General features: G+C 29.9%; 17 protein-coding genes. 4 read left to right on the top strand and 13 right to left on the bottom strand.

What is annotated here, in order from left to right; all coding sequences use genetic code 11:
• The coding region (locus ACTF56_RS10475; RefSeq protein WP_438966857.1) for a choice-of-anchor L domain-containing protein at positions 1–1,979 on the bottom strand (1,979 nt) is incomplete at its 3' end.
• Positions 1,980–2,076: 97 nt separating this feature from the next.
• Here ACTF56_RS10475 and ACTF56_RS10480 point away from each other — a divergent pair.
• The gene (locus tag ACTF56_RS10480; protein ID WP_438966858.1) at positions 2,077–2,973 is read left to right on the top strand and encodes a NifU family protein; all 897 of its coding nucleotides are present in this window, start codon (positions 2,077–2,079) and stop codon (positions 2,971–2,973) included.
• 59 nt (positions 2,974–3,032) lie between these two features.
• On the opposite strand, the gene ACTF56_RS10485 is transcribed toward ACTF56_RS10480, so the two are convergent.
• Positions 3,033–5,273, bottom strand: coding sequence for an inorganic phosphate transporter (locus ACTF56_RS10485; protein WP_438966859.1), 2,241 nt, complete (start codon positions 5,271–5,273; stop codon positions 3,033–3,035).
• 166 nt (positions 5,274–5,439) lie between these two features.
• On the opposite strand from ACTF56_RS10485, the gene ACTF56_RS10490 reads away from it, so the two are divergent.
• Positions 5,440–5,640 (top strand): dodecin family protein, encoded by a 201-nt coding sequence (locus ACTF56_RS10490; RefSeq protein WP_438966860.1) that lies wholly within the window; start codon positions 5,440–5,442, stop codon positions 5,638–5,640.
• Positions 5,641–5,779: 139 nt separating this feature from the next.
• The gene (locus ACTF56_RS10495) at positions 5,780–6,604 is read left to right on the top strand and encodes a mechanosensitive ion channel family protein (RefSeq protein ID WP_438966861.1); all 825 of its coding nucleotides are present in this window, start codon (positions 5,780–5,782) and stop codon (positions 6,602–6,604) included.
• A gap of 4 nt (positions 6,605–6,608) precedes the next feature.
• On the opposite strand, the gene tsaB is transcribed toward ACTF56_RS10495, so the two are convergent.
• From tsaB to ACTF56_RS10510, 3 genes are all read right to left on the bottom strand, one after another.
• On the bottom strand, positions 6,609–7,268 hold the full coding sequence (gene tsaB, locus ACTF56_RS10500) for a tRNA (adenosine(37)-N6)-threonylcarbamoyltransferase complex dimerization subunit type 1 TsaB (protein WP_438966862.1): 660 nt from the start codon (positions 7,266–7,268) through the stop codon (positions 6,609–6,611).
• A 95-nt stretch (positions 7,269–7,363) separates the two neighbouring features.
• Positions 7,364–8,656 carry an efflux RND transporter periplasmic adaptor subunit gene (locus tag ACTF56_RS10505; protein ID WP_438966863.1) on the bottom strand — a complete coding sequence of 431 codons (1,293 nt, stop codon included), beginning with the start codon at positions 8,654–8,656 and terminating at the stop codon, positions 7,364–7,366.
• A gap of 6 nt (positions 8,657–8,662) precedes the next feature.
• The gene (locus ACTF56_RS10510; RefSeq protein ID WP_438966864.1) at positions 8,663–10,093 is read right to left on the bottom strand and encodes a TolC family protein; all 1,431 of its coding nucleotides are present in this window, start codon (positions 10,091–10,093) and stop codon (positions 8,663–8,665) included.
• Between the two features lie 104 nt (positions 10,094–10,197).
• Between ACTF56_RS10510 and ACTF56_RS10515 the strand changes: the two genes are divergently transcribed.
• A complete protein-coding gene (locus ACTF56_RS10515; protein WP_438966865.1) occupies positions 10,198–11,589 on the top strand; it encodes a DUF4403 family protein in 1,392 nt (463 codons plus the stop codon).
• A gap of 2 nt (positions 11,590–11,591) precedes the next feature.
• On the opposite strand, the gene ACTF56_RS10520 is transcribed toward ACTF56_RS10515, so the two are convergent.
• The 8 genes from ACTF56_RS10520 to cyoE all read right to left on the bottom strand — a co-directional run bounded on the left by ACTF56_RS10520 (position 11,592) and on the right by cyoE (position 16,657).
• A complete protein-coding gene (locus tag ACTF56_RS10520; protein WP_438966866.1) occupies positions 11,592–11,855 on the bottom strand; it encodes a hypothetical protein in 264 nt (87 codons plus the stop codon).
• Complete coding sequence (locus tag ACTF56_RS10525) at positions 11,848–12,384, bottom strand: DUF420 domain-containing protein (RefSeq protein ID WP_438966867.1); 537 nt, start codon at positions 12,382–12,384, stop codon at positions 11,848–11,850. The genes ACTF56_RS10520 and ACTF56_RS10525 overlap by 8 nt, the downstream gene beginning before the upstream one ends.
• A 42-nt stretch (positions 12,385–12,426) precedes the next feature.
• Entirely contained in the window at positions 12,427–13,053 is a 627-nt protein-coding gene (locus ACTF56_RS10530; RefSeq protein ID WP_438966868.1) for an SCO family protein, read from the bottom strand.
• 7 nt (positions 13,054–13,060) lie between these two features.
• On the bottom strand, positions 13,061–13,711 hold the full coding sequence (locus tag ACTF56_RS10535) for a hypothetical protein (protein WP_438966869.1): 651 nt from the start codon (positions 13,709–13,711) through the stop codon (positions 13,061–13,063).
• A gap of 77 nt (positions 13,712–13,788) precedes the next feature.
• Positions 13,789–14,139: a cytochrome C oxidase subunit IV family protein gene (locus ACTF56_RS10540; RefSeq protein WP_438966870.1), complete on the bottom strand. Its 351-nt coding sequence runs from the start codon at positions 14,137–14,139 to the stop codon at positions 13,789–13,791.
• 13 nt (positions 14,140–14,152) lie between these two features.
• Positions 14,153–15,133 carry a cytochrome c oxidase subunit 3 gene (locus ACTF56_RS10545; RefSeq protein ID WP_438966871.1) on the bottom strand — a complete coding sequence of 327 codons (981 nt, stop codon included), beginning with the start codon at positions 15,131–15,133 and terminating at the stop codon, positions 14,153–14,155.
• Between the two features lie 44 nt (positions 15,134–15,177).
• The gene (locus ACTF56_RS10550) at positions 15,178–15,756 is read right to left on the bottom strand and encodes a cytochrome c oxidase subunit 3 (RefSeq protein ID WP_438966872.1); all 579 of its coding nucleotides are present in this window, start codon (positions 15,754–15,756) and stop codon (positions 15,178–15,180) included.
• 1 nt (position 15,757) lies between these two features.
• The gene (gene cyoE / locus ACTF56_RS10555) at positions 15,758–16,657 is read right to left on the bottom strand and encodes a heme o synthase (protein WP_438966873.1); all 900 of its coding nucleotides are present in this window, start codon (positions 16,655–16,657) and stop codon (positions 15,758–15,760) included.
• Positions 16,658–16,702 lie beyond the last annotated feature (45 nt).

The raw sequence follows: 16,702 nt of genomic DNA on the forward strand, positions 1-16,702 counted from the left end.
CCCACAAAATCTAAAGTGGCAACATCACCAAAACAAACCTCAGGAGTTGATGTAGATATTGAAACCGTTGGAAGGGGTCTAACAACAACTGTAGCAGTTCCATTTACAAATGCGGTACACATATTTGGAGCAGGTGAAGTAACTGATACTAAATTATAAACAGAATCAGATGTTAGTGGTAAAGTGGTTAATGTTGCTGTTCCGGATGAATTTAGTAAAATTTGTGCTGAAGCACCATCCACAGTATAATTTATAGTAGCATCTGGAGTACCAGAAAAAGTTACTGTTCCTGTCTCGCCTTCACAAATTGTTGTAGTTCCTATTGAAGCTGTAGGCAAAGGCAACAAATGCAAGTCAAAATCAGTTAGGGCAAAATCAGACGCATCTAAATTGTTTTCTACTCTCACATAAATTGTTTGACCATCAACTCCAACAAAAGCAGTAGAAGGTGTTGCTAAATCGGTTTCTGAAATAGCTCCATTTGATGTTGTATGATAAGTAACCGTGTAAGCATTAGGATCTAATGCACCTAAAATTTGAGCATCTTGAGCAGTTAAATCGAAAGGTTCTGAAGCTAAAGGATTAGTTGCATCACAAAGAAAAATATCATCTGGTTGATTGATACTTACAACTACAGCATTAAATTGTGCTATTTTTTGACATTCATAAATACTTCTTACAGTAGCATAAAATGTAGTTACAGGTTGATTTGTAGTTTGTATGTTTGAAATCCCTATTCCATCAGGATCTGTTGCATCAGCTAAAGAACTAAAATAAACTAAATCATAATCAAAAGAACTTAAACCATTCAAAATAGTTGAAGTATTGTTATCTAAATTAAACGTATTTCCGAAACTATATAAATCATTTGGACTAGGATTTATAGTAAAATCAGGTAAAAACTCGACCAAAACACAATCTTCTTGAACACAAGCAGTTGGGCCAGTACCTGCACTTGCAGCTACACAATAATTTCCGGATTCGGTAACTGAATAAGTTGCATCAGTTGCCCCTGGTATAACAACACCGTCTTTAGTCCATACAAATGCATAGGTTGCGGGATCTAATCCAGTATCTAAGACTCTAATCTCTTCTGGACACATAGCTAAACCATTAGCAATAGTCATGTCACCAGTTTCGATACCTTGAAGAACAGGGTAAGAAAGATTGGCTGTTCCAACATTAAAACTTCCTGCTTGAATAAAAACTGCCGAGTCAAATGCAGTATCATCATAATCTCCAATAGCTAACTTTATACTGTATGGATTATTTGGAATTACCGTTGCAGATGCAGTCATTGGAACAGTATAACCTATCATGTTCATAACTGTAGAGGCAGCTGGAGCTGTCACGTTATAAACATCAAAATATTCTGGATTTACAGAAGGGCAACCTCCATTAAAAGTATTATCTCTAATGTTAGTTACAGAAACAGGAGTTGTTGTTCCTGGAATTAGAGCCAAATTCGTTGTTACACCTGTCGTTAAATCCGTTAATATAAAAGCAAATACATCAGAAAAATTACATTGATAAGTACCATATTCATTAGAAGCAAAAATGAAATTGAAACTAAAATTATCTGTTAATGGAGTAAAATCAAATTTAACAAATGACACATCATTTATTGTTCCTGTATTACCATTGGCTTGACTAATTGCTAATAATTGTGGATCACCTGAACCTGAACAAACCGAAGACATATCATTTCCTGTGTAATTACCGGAAGAAGTGGTTACGTTGCCGTTTCTAATAATCATACCTCCTGAGAAAAAATCACCAGAACCAGCATATGTAAAACTACCAACCCCACATGTTCCTTGCGTTGTAAAATTAGAGACTTCTGCACAAGGAGAATTGATTAATATGTTTTCTACAATATTTTGAACTCCTGCATTACTTCCTGCTCCAGAAACTGTAATTCCTTGTGAGAATACAATCAAATTAGAAAAAAGAAATAATATATATGTAATTTTCTTCATGAGACATTTTATTTTCTTAACAAAACTTTAATTTAAAAATTCAAATATAAATAAACAATACAAATATGTTTGTTAAATTTGCAAAAAAAAGCTTATAATGGATAAAATAACAATAAAATCAACAAACAATCCTTCGATTGTTAAATTTGAATTAAACGATATCATAACTAGGAATCAAAACCTAGAATATAAAAACATTGACGAAACGTCAACTTCACCATTAGCCAAACAACTTTTCTTCTTACCTTTTGTTAAAACGGTTTTTATTTCAGGATATTTTATAGCCATTGAAAAATATTCAATTGTGGAATGGGAAGATGTTCAAGATGAAGTAGCTAATCAAATTAGTGCCTTCATTGAAAAAGGAGGAAAAATAGTATTAGAAGATCAAATTCAAAAAAAATCAGCTACTACAGTTTATGGGGAAACTACTCCTAATCCTGCTGTTTTAAAGTTTGTTTGCAATAAATTGTTAACTAAAACTCCTTTTGAAGCAAAAAATATTGATGAAACGGATGCTTCTCCTTTGGCTAAAGAATTATTTAATTTTTCATTTGTAAAAGAAGTATTTATTGATGAAAATTATATTTCAATCACAAAATACAACAGTATTGAATGGGATGCTGTTTCTGCTGAAATAAGATCATTCATAAAAGAATACATCGAATTAAACAAAGAAGTTATTAATGAAACTTTAATAACAAAAACAGAAAATCACATCAAGAAACAAGATGATTATTTTGAAAAACTAGATGTTACTTCACAACAAATAATTAATATTTTAGAAGAATATGTAAAACCGGCTGTTCAAAGTGATGGTGGAAATATTACTTTTGATTCTTTTGATGCTGAAGAAAAACGTGTAAAAGTAATTTTACAAGGTGCTTGTAGCGGTTGTCCTTCTTCAACTTTTACATTGAAAAACGGGATTGAAAACATGCTAAAAGATATGCTAAAAGACAACGCTATTATTGTGGAAGCTATTAATGGTTAAATCAAATAAAAATTTAAGAAAAAAGAGAACTAATTAAAACTAGTTCTCTTTTTTTATACTTATTTTTTTGTACTTGCATGCTCATTAAATTCTTTAAATAATTCTAACAAATTCATTGTAGCTTTAATTAAGTCATTTGTTTCAAGCAGTAAACCGAAATATAATTTACTGTTTTTTGGGCTATTTTCAGTAGTTCTAATTCTTTCAATTTGTTTTTCAATTAAAACGGATATTGAATCTATTAAAGAATTTTTTTCTAAAATAATTGAATCTAATTTAGAAAAATCATCTGTACTGAAACTAATTTCCAAACGATTAAATAAATCTTTTAATTGACTGTCAATAGATTTTAAATCTCTAATTTGATTGAATTTCAGGTTTTTATGATTGTTATTTACATGTGAAAAACTATTGTTAGTGATATAACCAATAGACTGAACCATATCTTGTAAATAACCTAAAATTAGTACATAAAACCTACTAGCCTCTAATGAAGTTTCGTCTAAACTTTTAATAAAATAGTAAACGTTATTTTTTAATTCATCAACATCCTTTTCGAGTTTTTTGTACTTCTTTTTATTGGCTTTAAGTTTATTTAAATCTTGTAAACCTAAATTATCAATAACATCAGAGTATAAAGCATTTGTTTTTTTAATTACTTTACTGATTTGCGAAGAACTTTCTTTAACAATTTCTTGAATAGTACCTATATCAACCTTATTAAATAGAGCTTCCTCATCCTCTTCAATAACTTTATTTTTATGTTTTCTAGAACTTTTATAAAGTAAAATAGCCACAATAATCATAAGAGCAAAAAAGGCAAAGACTTTTCCATAGTGAAGTACAATCGTTATAAAACCTGCAGTTAAAAAAGCAGCAAAAGCAGTTACGAACCAGCCTCCAATAACGTTAAAAACACCAGCAACTCTAAAAACAGCACTTTCTCTGTCCCAAGCTCTATCAGCAAAAGAGGTACCCATAGCCACCATAAAAGTAACATAAGTAGTTGATAATGGCAACTGCCAAGACGTACCAATAGCAATTAAAATACTAGCAACCATTAAATTTACAGAAGCTCTAACCATATCAAATGCTGGTTCTTCTTCTTTGTTCAAAACAGCTACCTTTTCAAATCTTTGATCAATTTTAATTTGCAATTTTTTGGGTAAAACAACATTTAAACCTTGACCTAAATAGACTCCAAATCTTACAATGGATCTTGAAAGATTATTAGCATCAAACTTTTCAGCACCTTCACTTTGTCTTGATAAATCAACACCAGTTGCAATTACATCTTTAGCTTTTTTAGAAGTCCAAATGGTATAAACCATAATAATACCTCCTAAAAGCAACAACCAAAAATTAGCTTTTAATTCAGAAGAAGCTAATTCGCCCATTAACATATTGGGGTTAAAACCATTGTCTACGTAAAGTTGATAAGCCTCTAATCCTGCGATGGGAACACCAATAAAATTAACTAAATCATTTCCTGCAAAAGCCAAGGCTAAAGCAAAAGTTCCAATAATGATTATGACTCTGAAAATATTTACTTTTAATGTTATCAATACCTGCGATAAAATGGTCCAAAAAACAAAATTAATAGCAATAATAAGCATTTGGTTGTGATTCATTAATTCTTTTAAATCTTTTGTCATGAAAGAAGAACTTTTAAGTCCTTTAAAAAGAATAAAGAAAGCAATTGCAGTAATTCCAATTCCTCCAAAAATGGCACCAAAATATTTTACTTTTTTCTCATATTGAAACGTAAAAATTATTCTTGAAATGTATTGAACAAAACCTCCAATGGTAAAAGACAAAACTACTGAAAGCAATATACTAGTAACAATTTGAGTTGCTTTTTTTTGATTAATGAATTGCAAAATACTTCCTGTAACATTTGGATCAGTTAACAACTTGAAAGACCCTAAACAAACGGCTCCACCAAGCAATGAAAAAACAATTGAAACCGTAGTTGATGTAGGTAAACCCAAACTATTAAAGATATCTAGCAACAAAACATCCGTAATCATTACAGCTAAAAAGATGATCATTACATCATTAAAAGTAAACATGGATGGCGTAAAAATACCGCTTTTGGCAATTTCCATCATTCCACTTGAAAACAAGGAACCTAATGTAATACCCAAACTGGCAACAATCATTAACGTTTTAAATGAAACTGCTTTTGAACCAATTCCTGAATTTAAAAAATTTACAGCATCATTTGCCACACCAACCATCAAATCGATTGAAGCTAACAAAGCAAGAGACACCAACATTACAATATAAATCTGTTCCATTTAATCAAATAATTTAATTGCACAAAATTCCAACTTGTAATCAACACGTATGTTAACTTAATGTTATCAATTTTAAATTTATTGAAATTGTTTTTTTGTAAAAATAAAACCTTTTTAGTAAATTTAGGTTTTAAAATGTAAATTTTTAATTTAAAAACAAAACAAAATGGCAGTATTAAAAGTTATTGAAGTATTATCAAGCTCAGAAAAAAGTTGGGAAGACGCTACAAAAAAAGCAGTTACACATGCAGCAAAATCATTAAAGAACATCCGTTCTGTTTACGTACAAGATCAAAGCGCTTCTATTAAAGACAATGAAGTTGCAGAGTTTAGAGTGAATTTGAAAATCACCTTTGAAATAGAATAATTCTATTTAAAATCAAAAAAACTTAAGCTTTCGTTAATTCGAGAGCTTTTTTTACTTAAAATGTTAAACAAAAACTAATGTTAGGCATTAACTTGAATTAAAGTTATCGTCTTAATACATTTGTAAAAACAAAACAATTATGCCAGAAAAAGAAATTACAACTTACATCGACTACATTAAAAATTATGTTTTAGAATATTCTCCAAAATTATTTTCAGCACTTATAATTTTATTTGTGGGTTTATGGGCTACAAGTATCATTACAAAACTTGTGAAAAAAGTAATGAGAAAAAGAGAAATAGAACCTACTTTAGTACTATTTGTAGGTAATCTTATCTTTTGGGCTTTAAGAATTTTAGTACTTGTTACAGTAATCACTCAATTAGGTATTGGAACCAGTTCATTTGTTGCCATACTTGGTGCTGCTGGTTTAGCTGTAGGTTTAGCATTACAAGGATCATTATCTAATTTTGCTGGTGGTGTTTTAATAATTTTACTAAAACCTTTTAAAGTTGGTGATGTTATTGAAGCACAAGGAATTATTGGAACAGTAAAAGAAATTAAAATGTTTTCTACAATAATAACTTTGCCAGAAAACAAAACTGCAATTATACCCAATGCTTCCTTATCGAATGATAAAATTATTAACTTTACAATAAATGGAACTTTGAGAGTTGATTTGGTTATTGGTGTAGATTATGACTCAAATTTTAAACAAGTTAAAGAAGTTGTTTTTAATATCTTAGAAAAACATCCTTTGATATTAAAAGAACCTGCTCCATCTGTATTTGTTAAAAGTTTGAACAATAGTTCTGTTGATTTTGCCATCAGACCATGGACAAAAGCTGAAGATTATTGGACCGTTCATGCAGAAATTTTAGAAACTTGTAAATTAGCATTTGACGAAGCAGGTATTGAAATTCCATATCCACATCAAGTTGAAATTCAGAAATTAGCTAAATAAATGATTATTTATTCAAAATAAAATCTTTCAAATAATAAGGTTCAAAATAAGCGACATCAACAAAGTCGTTTTTTTTGTACTTTTCAAATGACAAAAAGCTCATTTCTTTAGAAGAAGGATATACTTCATCCTCATGAAAAACAAATTTTTCATCAACTAATACTTCTTTAAACTTAGCAATACCATCACCAACCAAATGAATGGTTTCATTAATTTCAGCATAGGAATTAGCTTCAATGATTTCGGCTTCAACATTTCTAGTCAATGTATAATTTTTGTCAAAAAAAGCACTGTAAACTTCCATTCTTCTAGCATCAATCATTGGAATAATTATGCCTTTATCAACGCTAATTTTTCGAGAAAGGACTTCTAAAGTATCCAAAGCTATTAAAGGAATATTTAAAGCATAACAAAAACCTTTTGCTGAAGAAACTCCAATTCGCAAACCTGTGTAGGAACCTGGTCCTTGACTAACTGCAACAGCATTCAAATCAGTAAAAGTTTGGTTGTTTTCAGCTAATAATTCTTCAATAAAAACATGCAGTTTTTCAGCATGTGAAAAATTTTGCTCTGCAAGTTCTCTAAAACTTAAAGTAATTCCGTTTAATGCTAAACTTACCGAACAATTTTTAGTTGCCGTTTCTATATTTAAAATTAAAGCCATTGGTAGTGAATATTTGCACAAAAATACAAATCAATAGTTTTGAAAACTAAATTATTTCAAAAAAAAGGCACCAAAATTAAGTGCCTTTTTATGATTTATTTCTTAGGTTCTACACCTTCTATTTTGACTTTATCATTAGTCATTAAGTCTTTTGAAACCAAACTGTATGGGCCAACTATTATTTCTTCTCCAGCTTTTAATCCTGAAATAATTTCGATATTAGAATCATCTTGGATTCCGGTTTTTATAACTCTCAATTTTGCCTTATCTCCTACTTTTACAAACACACATTCGTATTTAACATCATTTTTAGGAGCAGTTCCTTTTTTCTCTTGATCTTCTTTTTCTAAAGCTTTAACAAAATCTTTTTTAACTGAAGTTGTATCATCTTTAATTACAACAGCACTGATTGGCACCGCAATAACATCTGCATTTGTTTTTGTAATGATATCAACTGTAGCAGTCATTCCTGGTCTAAATGGTGAAAAATTTTCAGGTTTTCCTTCTAATAAATCTTGATAGGATTCTTTTAAAATTCTTATTTTCACCTTAAAGTTGGTTACTTGATCGGCTGTTAAAGCACTACTTGCTGAATTTGAGATACTAGTTACAACCCCTTTAAATTTTCTTTTTAAGTAAGCATCAACTTCAATATTTGCTTCATCACCAATACTAACTTTTACTATATCATTTTCATTAACATCTACTTCAACTTCCATATTGTTTAAATTGGCAATACGAAGAATTTCTGTACCAGCCATTTGTTGCGTTCCTAAAACCCTTTCACCAAGTTCAATTGACAAAAGAGATACGGTTCCATCTGCAGGTGCATAAATGGTAGTTCTGCCTAAGTTATCTCTGGCTTCAGTTAATGTAGCCGAAGCGCTTTGCACATTGTAGTAAGCAGATTGTTTTCCAGCAACAGCAACTTCGTACGCAGAAACAATTCTGTCCCATTCTGATTTAGAAATCACTCCTTTATCAAAAAGCGTTTTATTTCTGTCATAATTGGCTTTCGCTTCTTTTACCTGAGCTTCGGCTTGACTTAAACCAGCTCTTGTTGTTGATACTGATGCAGCAGTCCTATTTACACCAGAAACATAAATATCTGGATTAATCTTAACTAATAAATCCCCTTTTTTAACTTGTTGACCTTCTTTGATAGGTAAAGCAATAACTTCTCCTGAAACTTCCGAAGATATTTTAACTTCAATTTCTGGCTGAATTTTTCCTGTAGCAGAAACCGTTTCTACGATAGTCATTTGTTTGGCTTGAGCTATTTCTACAGTTTTTACATCATCATTTCCTTTTGACTTTTTATAAGCAATTAATCCTGCAATAACAGCAACTAATACAACAGATAAGATGATTATGGTTTTCTTTGACATGATTTATTATTTTTCAATTAATGGTATTCCGAAATAAAATTCTAATATTTTGATTCTAAACAAGTAATCGTATTTAGTTCTTAAAACTTCTGATTGTGCATTTACTAGTAACGTTTGTGCTTGATTGAAATCAAAAACATTCATCAAACCAACTTCATAACGTTCTTTTGCATAGTTATGAGACAACGTTCTTGCTTCTAAAGTAGTTTTAGCTGCTTCAAAACTTTCTTTTGCTGCATTAGCATCAGTGTAAGCCGTATAAACATTTCGTTCCATATCGAGCTCTTGTTGTTCTAAATTTATTTTGGCTCTATCTAAAGCAATTTTACTTCTTTCAACGTTATTTCGTACCGCAAAACCATTGAAAATTGGCACACTTAATTGTACCCCAAAATTTTGTCCTTTATTGTTACTGAATTGATCCATTAAATTTTGTGGACCACCAAGTATTGGAGAAAAATTAGGTTGTAAAACTTGTTGATTGGTTCCATCAACAAAACCAATAACTGAAGTAGGATTTGCTGCATTAGGTTGAAAACCTACAATTCTATCGCTGTAAGCTGCTCTTGTATTAAAACTATAAAATCCTGACAAAGTGGGTTGATAAGCTGCTTTTGCAATTGAAATATCCTTTTCTGCTAATTCCACACTGGATTGAGCAATTTTAAGTTCTATTCTAGTTTCTTTTGCTTTTTCTGCTATGGATTCTGAAGTTTCTAATAAAATACTTTCACTTAAACCTGGAATTTGACTTTCATCTATATCAAAATTTTTAAAATCGTCTAAACGTAAAAGTTGAGCTAAACTTAATTTGGAAATTAAAAGTGCATTTTCTGCCGCAATAACTCTTTGATAATCACTTGCAACTGTTGCTTTAATATCTAATAAATCGCCTCTAGGAACAACACCTGCTTCGACTAAATCTTCTGTTCTGCTTAATTGAGTTAGATTAAATTCTTTTTGTTGCTTTTGGACTTTTAAATTTTCCTTGTTGAATAAAATTTGAAGAAAAGCATTAGCAACATTTAAACTCATATCATCTTTCATTTTAGTCAATTGATATTGCGTAGCTATGATAGACAAATTAGATTTTCTTAATTGCAATTGATTTCTTAAACCGTTATAAATATCAACTCCAACATTTAAACCCGCAGAAGTAAATTGAGTAGTTTGGTTTTGAAGCAAACCCGTAGTAATATTTTGATTTAAACCAATATTCCAAGAATGAGAAGCTGAAGCGTTAATATTTGGCAGAAAAGCTCCAATGGCATCTTTTTTATTTACTGTTGCGTTTTGCAAATCTAATTCAGATGATTTGATGGAGATATTATTTTCTAAAGCGTATTCAACACACTCTTTGAGTGTCCATTTTTTATCTTGAGCTGTTACCTGAATGCTAATAAATAAGAAAAATAGAATTGTTTTTTTGATTGTCATGTTTCGAAATTTTCTAACTGATTTCTTCTATAAGACCAAAAAAAAGTAAATTTGTTACAACTATCAAATAAAATTTTAATTTTACAAAGCAAATTATCTTGTTTATGAAATACCTTCTAGGAATACTGCTGATTTTTTTGTGTTCGAAATTTCTTGTTTCTTGTGCAACTACTAGTAAAATTGAAGCTCTAAAACCACTCCCATCCGACAATGTACCTTTAGTATATAAAAATAAAACTTCATTCATTTCTATGCCAGTCGAAATTTCTGTTAAAGAAATAGAAAAGCAAGTCAATAAAAACATTAAAGGATTAATTTTTGAAGACAACACCATAGAAGATGATAAAACAGAAATGAAAATTTGGAAAACCAACGACATTACAATTTCTGAAAAAAACGGCATTATTACTTCAATAATTCCTTTAAAAATTTGGGCAAAATTTAAATACGGAACTGAATTTCTTGGTTTAAATGACACTAGAGAAGTTAACATGAATGGAATCATTACTTTAACTAGTAAAGCTCATTTAACCAATTGGAAACTGACTACAACTTCAAAATTAGAAACTATAAAATGGAATGAGAGTCCAACAGTTTTAATTGCAGGAAAAAATGTTCCGATTACCTATATCATAAATCCAACACTTTCGCTATTTAAAACAAAGATTGCCAAAACAGTTGATGATGCTATAAATGCTACCTGTGATTTTAAACCTCAAGTTTTAGATGTATTGGGTACTTTAAGCACTCCTTTTTTAACAAGTGATGCCTATGAAGCTTGGTTTAAATTGATTCCAATTGAATTGTATGTAACAGATGCTGTTTTAAAAAACAATAAAATCACAATGGACATGGGTTTAAAATGCGATATGCAAACTATGGTTGGACAAGAACCTAAAAATAATTTTGATGCCAAAGCAATTGTTCTAAAACCAGTTAATAAAATGCCTGATCGAGTTACCGTTTCTGTGGCAGCAGTTTCCACTTTTGCTAGTGCTTCAAAGGTAATTACAAAAAATTTTAAAGGTCAAGAATTTGGTTCAGGAAATAGAAAAATTGTTGTTCAAGGAGTTGAAATTTGGGAAAAAGACAAAAAATTAATTATCGCCTTAGACATAACAGGTAGTATTAATGGCACCATTTATTTATCTGGAATTCCGAAATATAATGCTGAAACCTTTGAAATATATTTTGATGAATTGGACTATGTTCTAAATACTAAAAATGTCTTATTAAAATCGGCTAATTGGTTAGCGCAAGGAACTATTTTAAAGAAAATAAGAGAAAACTGCAAGTACTCAATAAAAGAAAATTTGGATGAAGGAAAGAAAAACATGCAACCCTATTTAGAGAACTATTCTCCTACAAAAGGAGTATTTGTTAATGGCTCATTTGACAACTTTGTATTTGAAAGAATTGAACTATCAAACAAAGCCATAATAGCTTTTATTACAACTACTGGAAAAATGGATATTAAAATTGATGGTCTGGAATGATTTTAAGAAAGCGTATTTTTTTTGGATTTCATAATTCTGTAAACCCCAAAAGAAACAATTGCAACTAAAATGTATGGAATCACCATTAAGAAAATAATACCATCGTTAACAGCTTCTGCTTGTTTTACATTATCTGAACTCTCTAACGAAGCCCTACACATGGCACATTGAGCATTTGTGAAAATTCCAAAAAATAAAAAATAAAAACCAAAAAAAATCTTTAGCATTTGGAATTTAGAAACTTCTCTAAGGTGTTTTTTATGCATAGTAAGGAGAAATCATTAAATAAACTACAACTCCAGTTACAGCAACATACAACCAAATTGGAAAAGTGATTTTAGCTAATTTTTTATGCTTATCAAAACGTTGTGCTAAAGCTCTAACATAGGTAAATAATACCATAGGAATAATTACTATTGATAAAATAATATGAGAAATTAAAATAGGATAATATATGAAACCAAAATCGCCACGATATTCCGTTGAATCAGATGACATGTGATAAGCCACATACATTAACAAAAAGAACACCGAAAATAAAATAGCTAATTTCATTAATCGTTCATGTAATAATCTGTTTCCGTTTTTAATGGCCATTACAGCAGCAACTAAAATAACTGCGGTTAAACCATTAATAGTAGCGTAAATAGGAGGTAAAAACGAAAATGGTTCAACATCAAAACCTAATCTTTTTAAATTTACACCAAAAAGTAAAGCAACAGCCAAAGGAATAATTATTGACAAAGCAATGATTAACTTGTTGTATTTTGTTTCTATAGAATTAGTATCGTTCATTAGTACACTTTTTATTAAAACTTTTTGTTTTTCTTATTTAATTTATTCTTCTAATAATTTTTTAATATCTTCTTTAATTGCTTTTATACCTGCTTCTTCTAAACCATCATAGTATAAAATTGGATTATCAAAAGAATCTTTTCTACATCGTATTTTTCCTTCTTTATCTATTAGGGCAAACAACCCCGAATGCTCAAAACCACCCTCAACAGCATCGTTTTGATCCGCATAAATATTAAACCCTTTTTTTGCTAAGTCGTAAATATACTCTTTTTTACCTGTTAAAAAATGCCAATTGTAATGCTTTACGCCTAAATTTTTGGCATGTGCTTTTAAAGTTTCTGGCGTATCATGTTCTGGGTCGATGGTTATTGAAGCGATACCAAAATCTGGATTTCCATAAAACTCATCTTGTATTGTTAACATGTTTTGATTCATGATGGGACAAATTGTAGGGCAAGTTGAAAAGAAGAATTCAACCACATAAACCTTTCCTAAATAATCTTTATCAGTAATTACTTTGCTGTTTTGATCCGTAAGAGAAAAACTTGGAACATTTCCCATTTCAACCAAATCCGATTTCCCAAATCTTACTCTTAACTCATTGGCAACCCAAATGCCAAAAATTAAAACTATAAAAGAAATTCCTATGTATGATTTGTTTTTCATGTGTATATTAAATTTTTCTTTTATTATTGCGCTTTAATGCCAATCTATACTCCGCTAAAATGACTTTTACATCATCACTCATGTTGTTGTGTAAATCAGCAGCTGAAATGGTATTATAACCTTCTTTGTATTCTTTATTTCCTTTTAAATCTTTTCCTTTTCTTCCTCTAAGATTGATATCTTTATCAATGATATAAACGTTAGTACTTCCTGTTTTTGGATTTAAGACTTCCTTAATTTTTAATTTTTTATGAAAATCGCTTATAGAATCGTGAGAAGTAAAAACAAATTTCCAACCTGATAAATCTGAAATTGTACCTAACTCATTAATTATTGATTGAATAGTTGTTTCATTTCCAGTAGGAACAATCATTACAATTTGAAAATCTTTAAATTCTTTATTCTTATTGTAAATTTTCTGATTTAGATTGAATAAATTTCCTTTTTCGGTTGCAATATTATCACCTAAAAAACCAAGAATAGTTATTTTTTCTTTGAGTTGAACTTTAGAATTGTCTAACGATTTCCAATCAGGTAATTCAGAAATATTCTTAGTCAAAGTTGGTAAATTAACAAATTGATTGACACCTGTAGCAAAAAACATGTACACCAGCAAAGGCAGTATAAAAAGAATAACAAGAACTATCTTTTTTCCCATAATTAGAGGTTGTTAAGTAAAGTACAAAGATAAAAAAATCCCGATGTTTATCGGGATTAAATTTTTATATTAAAATGTTAAAAATTCCATTTTATTGTACCGTCTTTAAATACATCATAAACATAATTTCCTTCTACTAAAAGAATGAAACTTAAGTAAAGAACTAGGAATACGAATGGAGCAACAACTGACCATTGTAAACTTTTCTTTTCACCTTCCATGTGCATGAAAGCCCAAGTGATATAGTATGCTTTAACTACAGTAAGAATAATAAATAACCAATTTAACAAACTCATTCCTAAGAAGTCGTTTCTAAAAAGTGAATCTGGTTTTACAATACCAAAACCAACTTCAACAATTGTTATAAGCGAAAGAATTCCGAAAACTGTCCAAATTCTTTTTGTGTTTGATTCGTGTGCGTGTGCCATTTTATATAATTTATTAAACTAAGTAGAAGAATGTGAAAACAAATACCCAAACTAAATCTACAAAGTGCCAGTATAATCCAACTTTTTCAACCATTTCATAACTTTTTCTTTTTTCGTAAGTTCCTAAAAGAACATTAAAGAAAATTATGACATTAATAAGAACACCTGTAAATACGTGGAAACCGTGAAAACCAGTGATAAAGAAAAAGAAATTGGCAAACATTTTTTGACCGTATTCGTTTCTTATTAAGTTAGCTCCTTCAACAACGTATTTTGCTTGACCAATCATTTTTTCAGAATCTGCTCTTGACAAAACAACTTTTTTCTTGTCTACTATTTTTTCAGTTCTTACTAAAATTTCAGGGTGGTTTTTTAAACCTTCAACAATTTGTTCTACCGTGTAAGTTGGTATTGTTGGTTCTTCCATAAACCAAACGCCCTTACTTCTAGTTAATTGTTCTCTTTCTACAGGAATATGAGCTGCAAATTCAGCTAAAGCAACTCTTTCGTAAGTATCTTTTTCTTTACCTTGTTTCACAAACTGAAGAATAGAACCTCCTTTTGTTTCAACTGCTCCAAATTCACCTTTAATGAAATTTTTCCATTCCCAAGCTTGTGAGCCTAAGAAAATAAAACCTCCAACAATAGTTAACAACATGTAAAAAGCTACTTTTTGTTTTTTCATTTGATGACCAGCATCAACTGCTAAAACCATTGTTACAGATGAGAAAATAAGAATAAAAGTCATTAATGCTACATAATACATAGGAGCTTCTACTCCATGCATAAAAGGAAAGTGAGTAAAAACTTCGTCAGCGATTGGCCATGTTTCCATAAATTTAAATCTAGAAAAACCATAAGCTGCTAAAAATCCAGAAAAAGTCAATGCATCTGAAAGGATGAAAAACCACATCATCAATTTACCATAGGTTGCTCCCATTGGTCCTGGTCCACCATCTAGTGCATGTTCATGTGAAGTAACTGTTGCTTCCATAAAATTTAATATATTAAAAAGTCGTCAAATTTATTATTTTTTTTCTACTTGTAAAAATAGAAAAATAAAAATAGATAAACCCAAATAAAATCCATAAAATGCCAATACATCCCACATAGCTCAATACCAAGGGTTTGCGACGAATTGTATTTTTGTTTAAAATGATTATAAATTACTACTAAAAGCGAAATAATACCACCAATTAAATGAATTACGTGAACAATTACAGCGATGTACAAAAACGAAGTTGTAATGCTACTTTCACTTCCTGTAAAAAAAAGCCCCATATCCACAACTTGCCCAAAGCCTTTAAATTGCAAAACAATAAAAGCTAAACCTAAAACTAGTGTTGTAACCAACAATATTGAGGTTAAATTTCTATTGTTATTTCGCATTGCTTTTAGTGCAGAATGAATGGTAAAACTACTTGCTAAAATTACAATTGTACTGATGATAAATGCACTAGGTAATTGAAAATCTTTCAACCAATCTGGCCTAGATTTACTAACTACATAAGCACTAGACAAACCAGCGAAAATCATAAAAATACTAATCATTCCAAAAAGTAATAACATTTTATATGTTCTACCTTTTCTTGCTTCTTGTTCTTCTAAAGTCATCATATTATATAAACTTATCGATTACGTATATTATTTGTATTAATGTTATGTATGAAACACTTACTAACATCAATTTTCTTGCTGCAACAGCATTCATTTCTGTATACAATTTAAATGCATAAAATAACATCCAAATTCCTAAAATAAAAACAACAACTGCTGTATAAATTGATATTTGAAATTTACCTGTAAATCCTAAAACTGGAATTAAAGAAGCTATTATTGTCCAAATGGTATATAAAATAATTTGGAGTGCTGTTTTTTTATCTCTTTTTCCTGTTGGAAGCATAAATATTCCTGCTTTTTTATAATCATCAAACAAAAACCAACCAATAGCCCAAAAATGTGGAAATTGCCAAAAAAACTGAATAATGAATAAGGTTCCTGCTTCTATACCAAAAGTCCCTGTAGCTGCAACCCAACCTAACATGTACGGAATTGCTCCTGGAAATGCACCAACAAAAACAGATAAAGGAGTAATGGTTTTTAATGGAGTATATAAACTTACATACATAAATATAGATACAGCACCAAACAAAGCCGTTTTTGGATTGACTGAAAATAAAATTGCTAAACCTAAAATAGTTAAAACTAATGCCAATATAAAAGCATTTTGTTTTGAAATTATTCCTGTTGGTAACGGACGATTTTTAGTTCTATCCATTAATTTGTCGATATCTTTCTCAACTATTTGATTAAAAACATTAGATGCTCCTACCATACAGTAACCGCCAATAGACAACAAACCTAAAGTTTTAAAAGTATCTACATTCCAAACATCTACACCTAAAGCATAACCTGCTAATGTAGAAAACATTACACTTACAGTTAGTCTTGCTTTAGTAATTTCGGCAAAAACTTTAAATGTTGTAGGCTTTTCAACTATTTGATTTGTAGTACTCAAAATTAAATTTTATAGTTTTAAAATTTGAGTGCAAAGATAGTAATA

The organism is Flavobacterium sp. (assembly GCF_965657075.1).
GTDB lineage: Bacteria > Bacteroidota > Bacteroidia > Flavobacteriales > Flavobacteriaceae > Flavobacterium.

Coding starts and splice junctions, on each gene's coding strand:
- ACTF56_RS10545 (WP_438966871.1), bottom strand. CDS start 15,133: ATGGAAGCAACAGTTACTTCACATGAACATGCACTAGATGGTGGACCA.
- tsaB (WP_438966862.1), bottom strand. CDS start 7,268: ATGGCTTTAATTTTAAATATAGAAACGGCAACTAAAAATTGTTCGGTA.
- ACTF56_RS10550 (WP_438966872.1), bottom strand. CDS start 15,756: ATGATGACTTTAGAAGAACAAGAAGCAAGAAAAGGTAGAACATATAAA.
- ACTF56_RS10495 (WP_438966861.1), top strand. CDS start 5,780: ATGCCAGAAAAAGAAATTACAACTTACATCGACTACATTAAAAATTAT.
- ACTF56_RS10480 (WP_438966858.1), top strand. CDS start 2,077: ATGGATAAAATAACAATAAAATCAACAAACAATCCTTCGATTGTTAAA.
- ACTF56_RS10485 (WP_438966859.1), bottom strand. CDS start 5,273: ATGGAACAGATTTATATTGTAATGTTGGTGTCTCTTGCTTTGTTAGCT.
- ACTF56_RS10490 (WP_438966860.1), top strand. CDS start 5,440: ATGGCAGTATTAAAAGTTATTGAAGTATTATCAAGCTCAGAAAAAAGT.
- ACTF56_RS10535 (WP_438966869.1), bottom strand. CDS start 13,711: ATGGGAAAAAAGATAGTTCTTGTTATTCTTTTTATACTGCCTTTGCTG.
- ACTF56_RS10520 (WP_438966866.1), bottom strand. CDS start 11,855: ATGCATAAAAAACACCTTAGAGAAGTTTCTAAATTCCAAATGCTAAAG.
- ACTF56_RS10510 (WP_438966864.1), bottom strand. CDS start 10,093: ATGACAATCAAAAAAACAATTCTATTTTTCTTATTTATTAGCATTCAG.
- ACTF56_RS10515 (WP_438966865.1), top strand. CDS start 10,198: ATGAAATACCTTCTAGGAATACTGCTGATTTTTTTGTGTTCGAAATTT.
- ACTF56_RS10530 (WP_438966868.1), bottom strand. CDS start 13,053: ATGAAAAACAAATCATACATAGGAATTTCTTTTATAGTTTTAATTTTT.
- ACTF56_RS10540 (WP_438966870.1), bottom strand. CDS start 14,139: ATGGCACACGCACACGAATCAAACACAAAAAGAATTTGGACAGTTTTC.
- ACTF56_RS10525 (WP_438966867.1), bottom strand. CDS start 12,384: ATGAACGATACTAATTCTATAGAAACAAAATACAACAAGTTAATCATT.
- ACTF56_RS10505 (WP_438966863.1), bottom strand. CDS start 8,656: ATGTCAAAGAAAACCATAATCATCTTATCTGTTGTATTAGTTGCTGTT.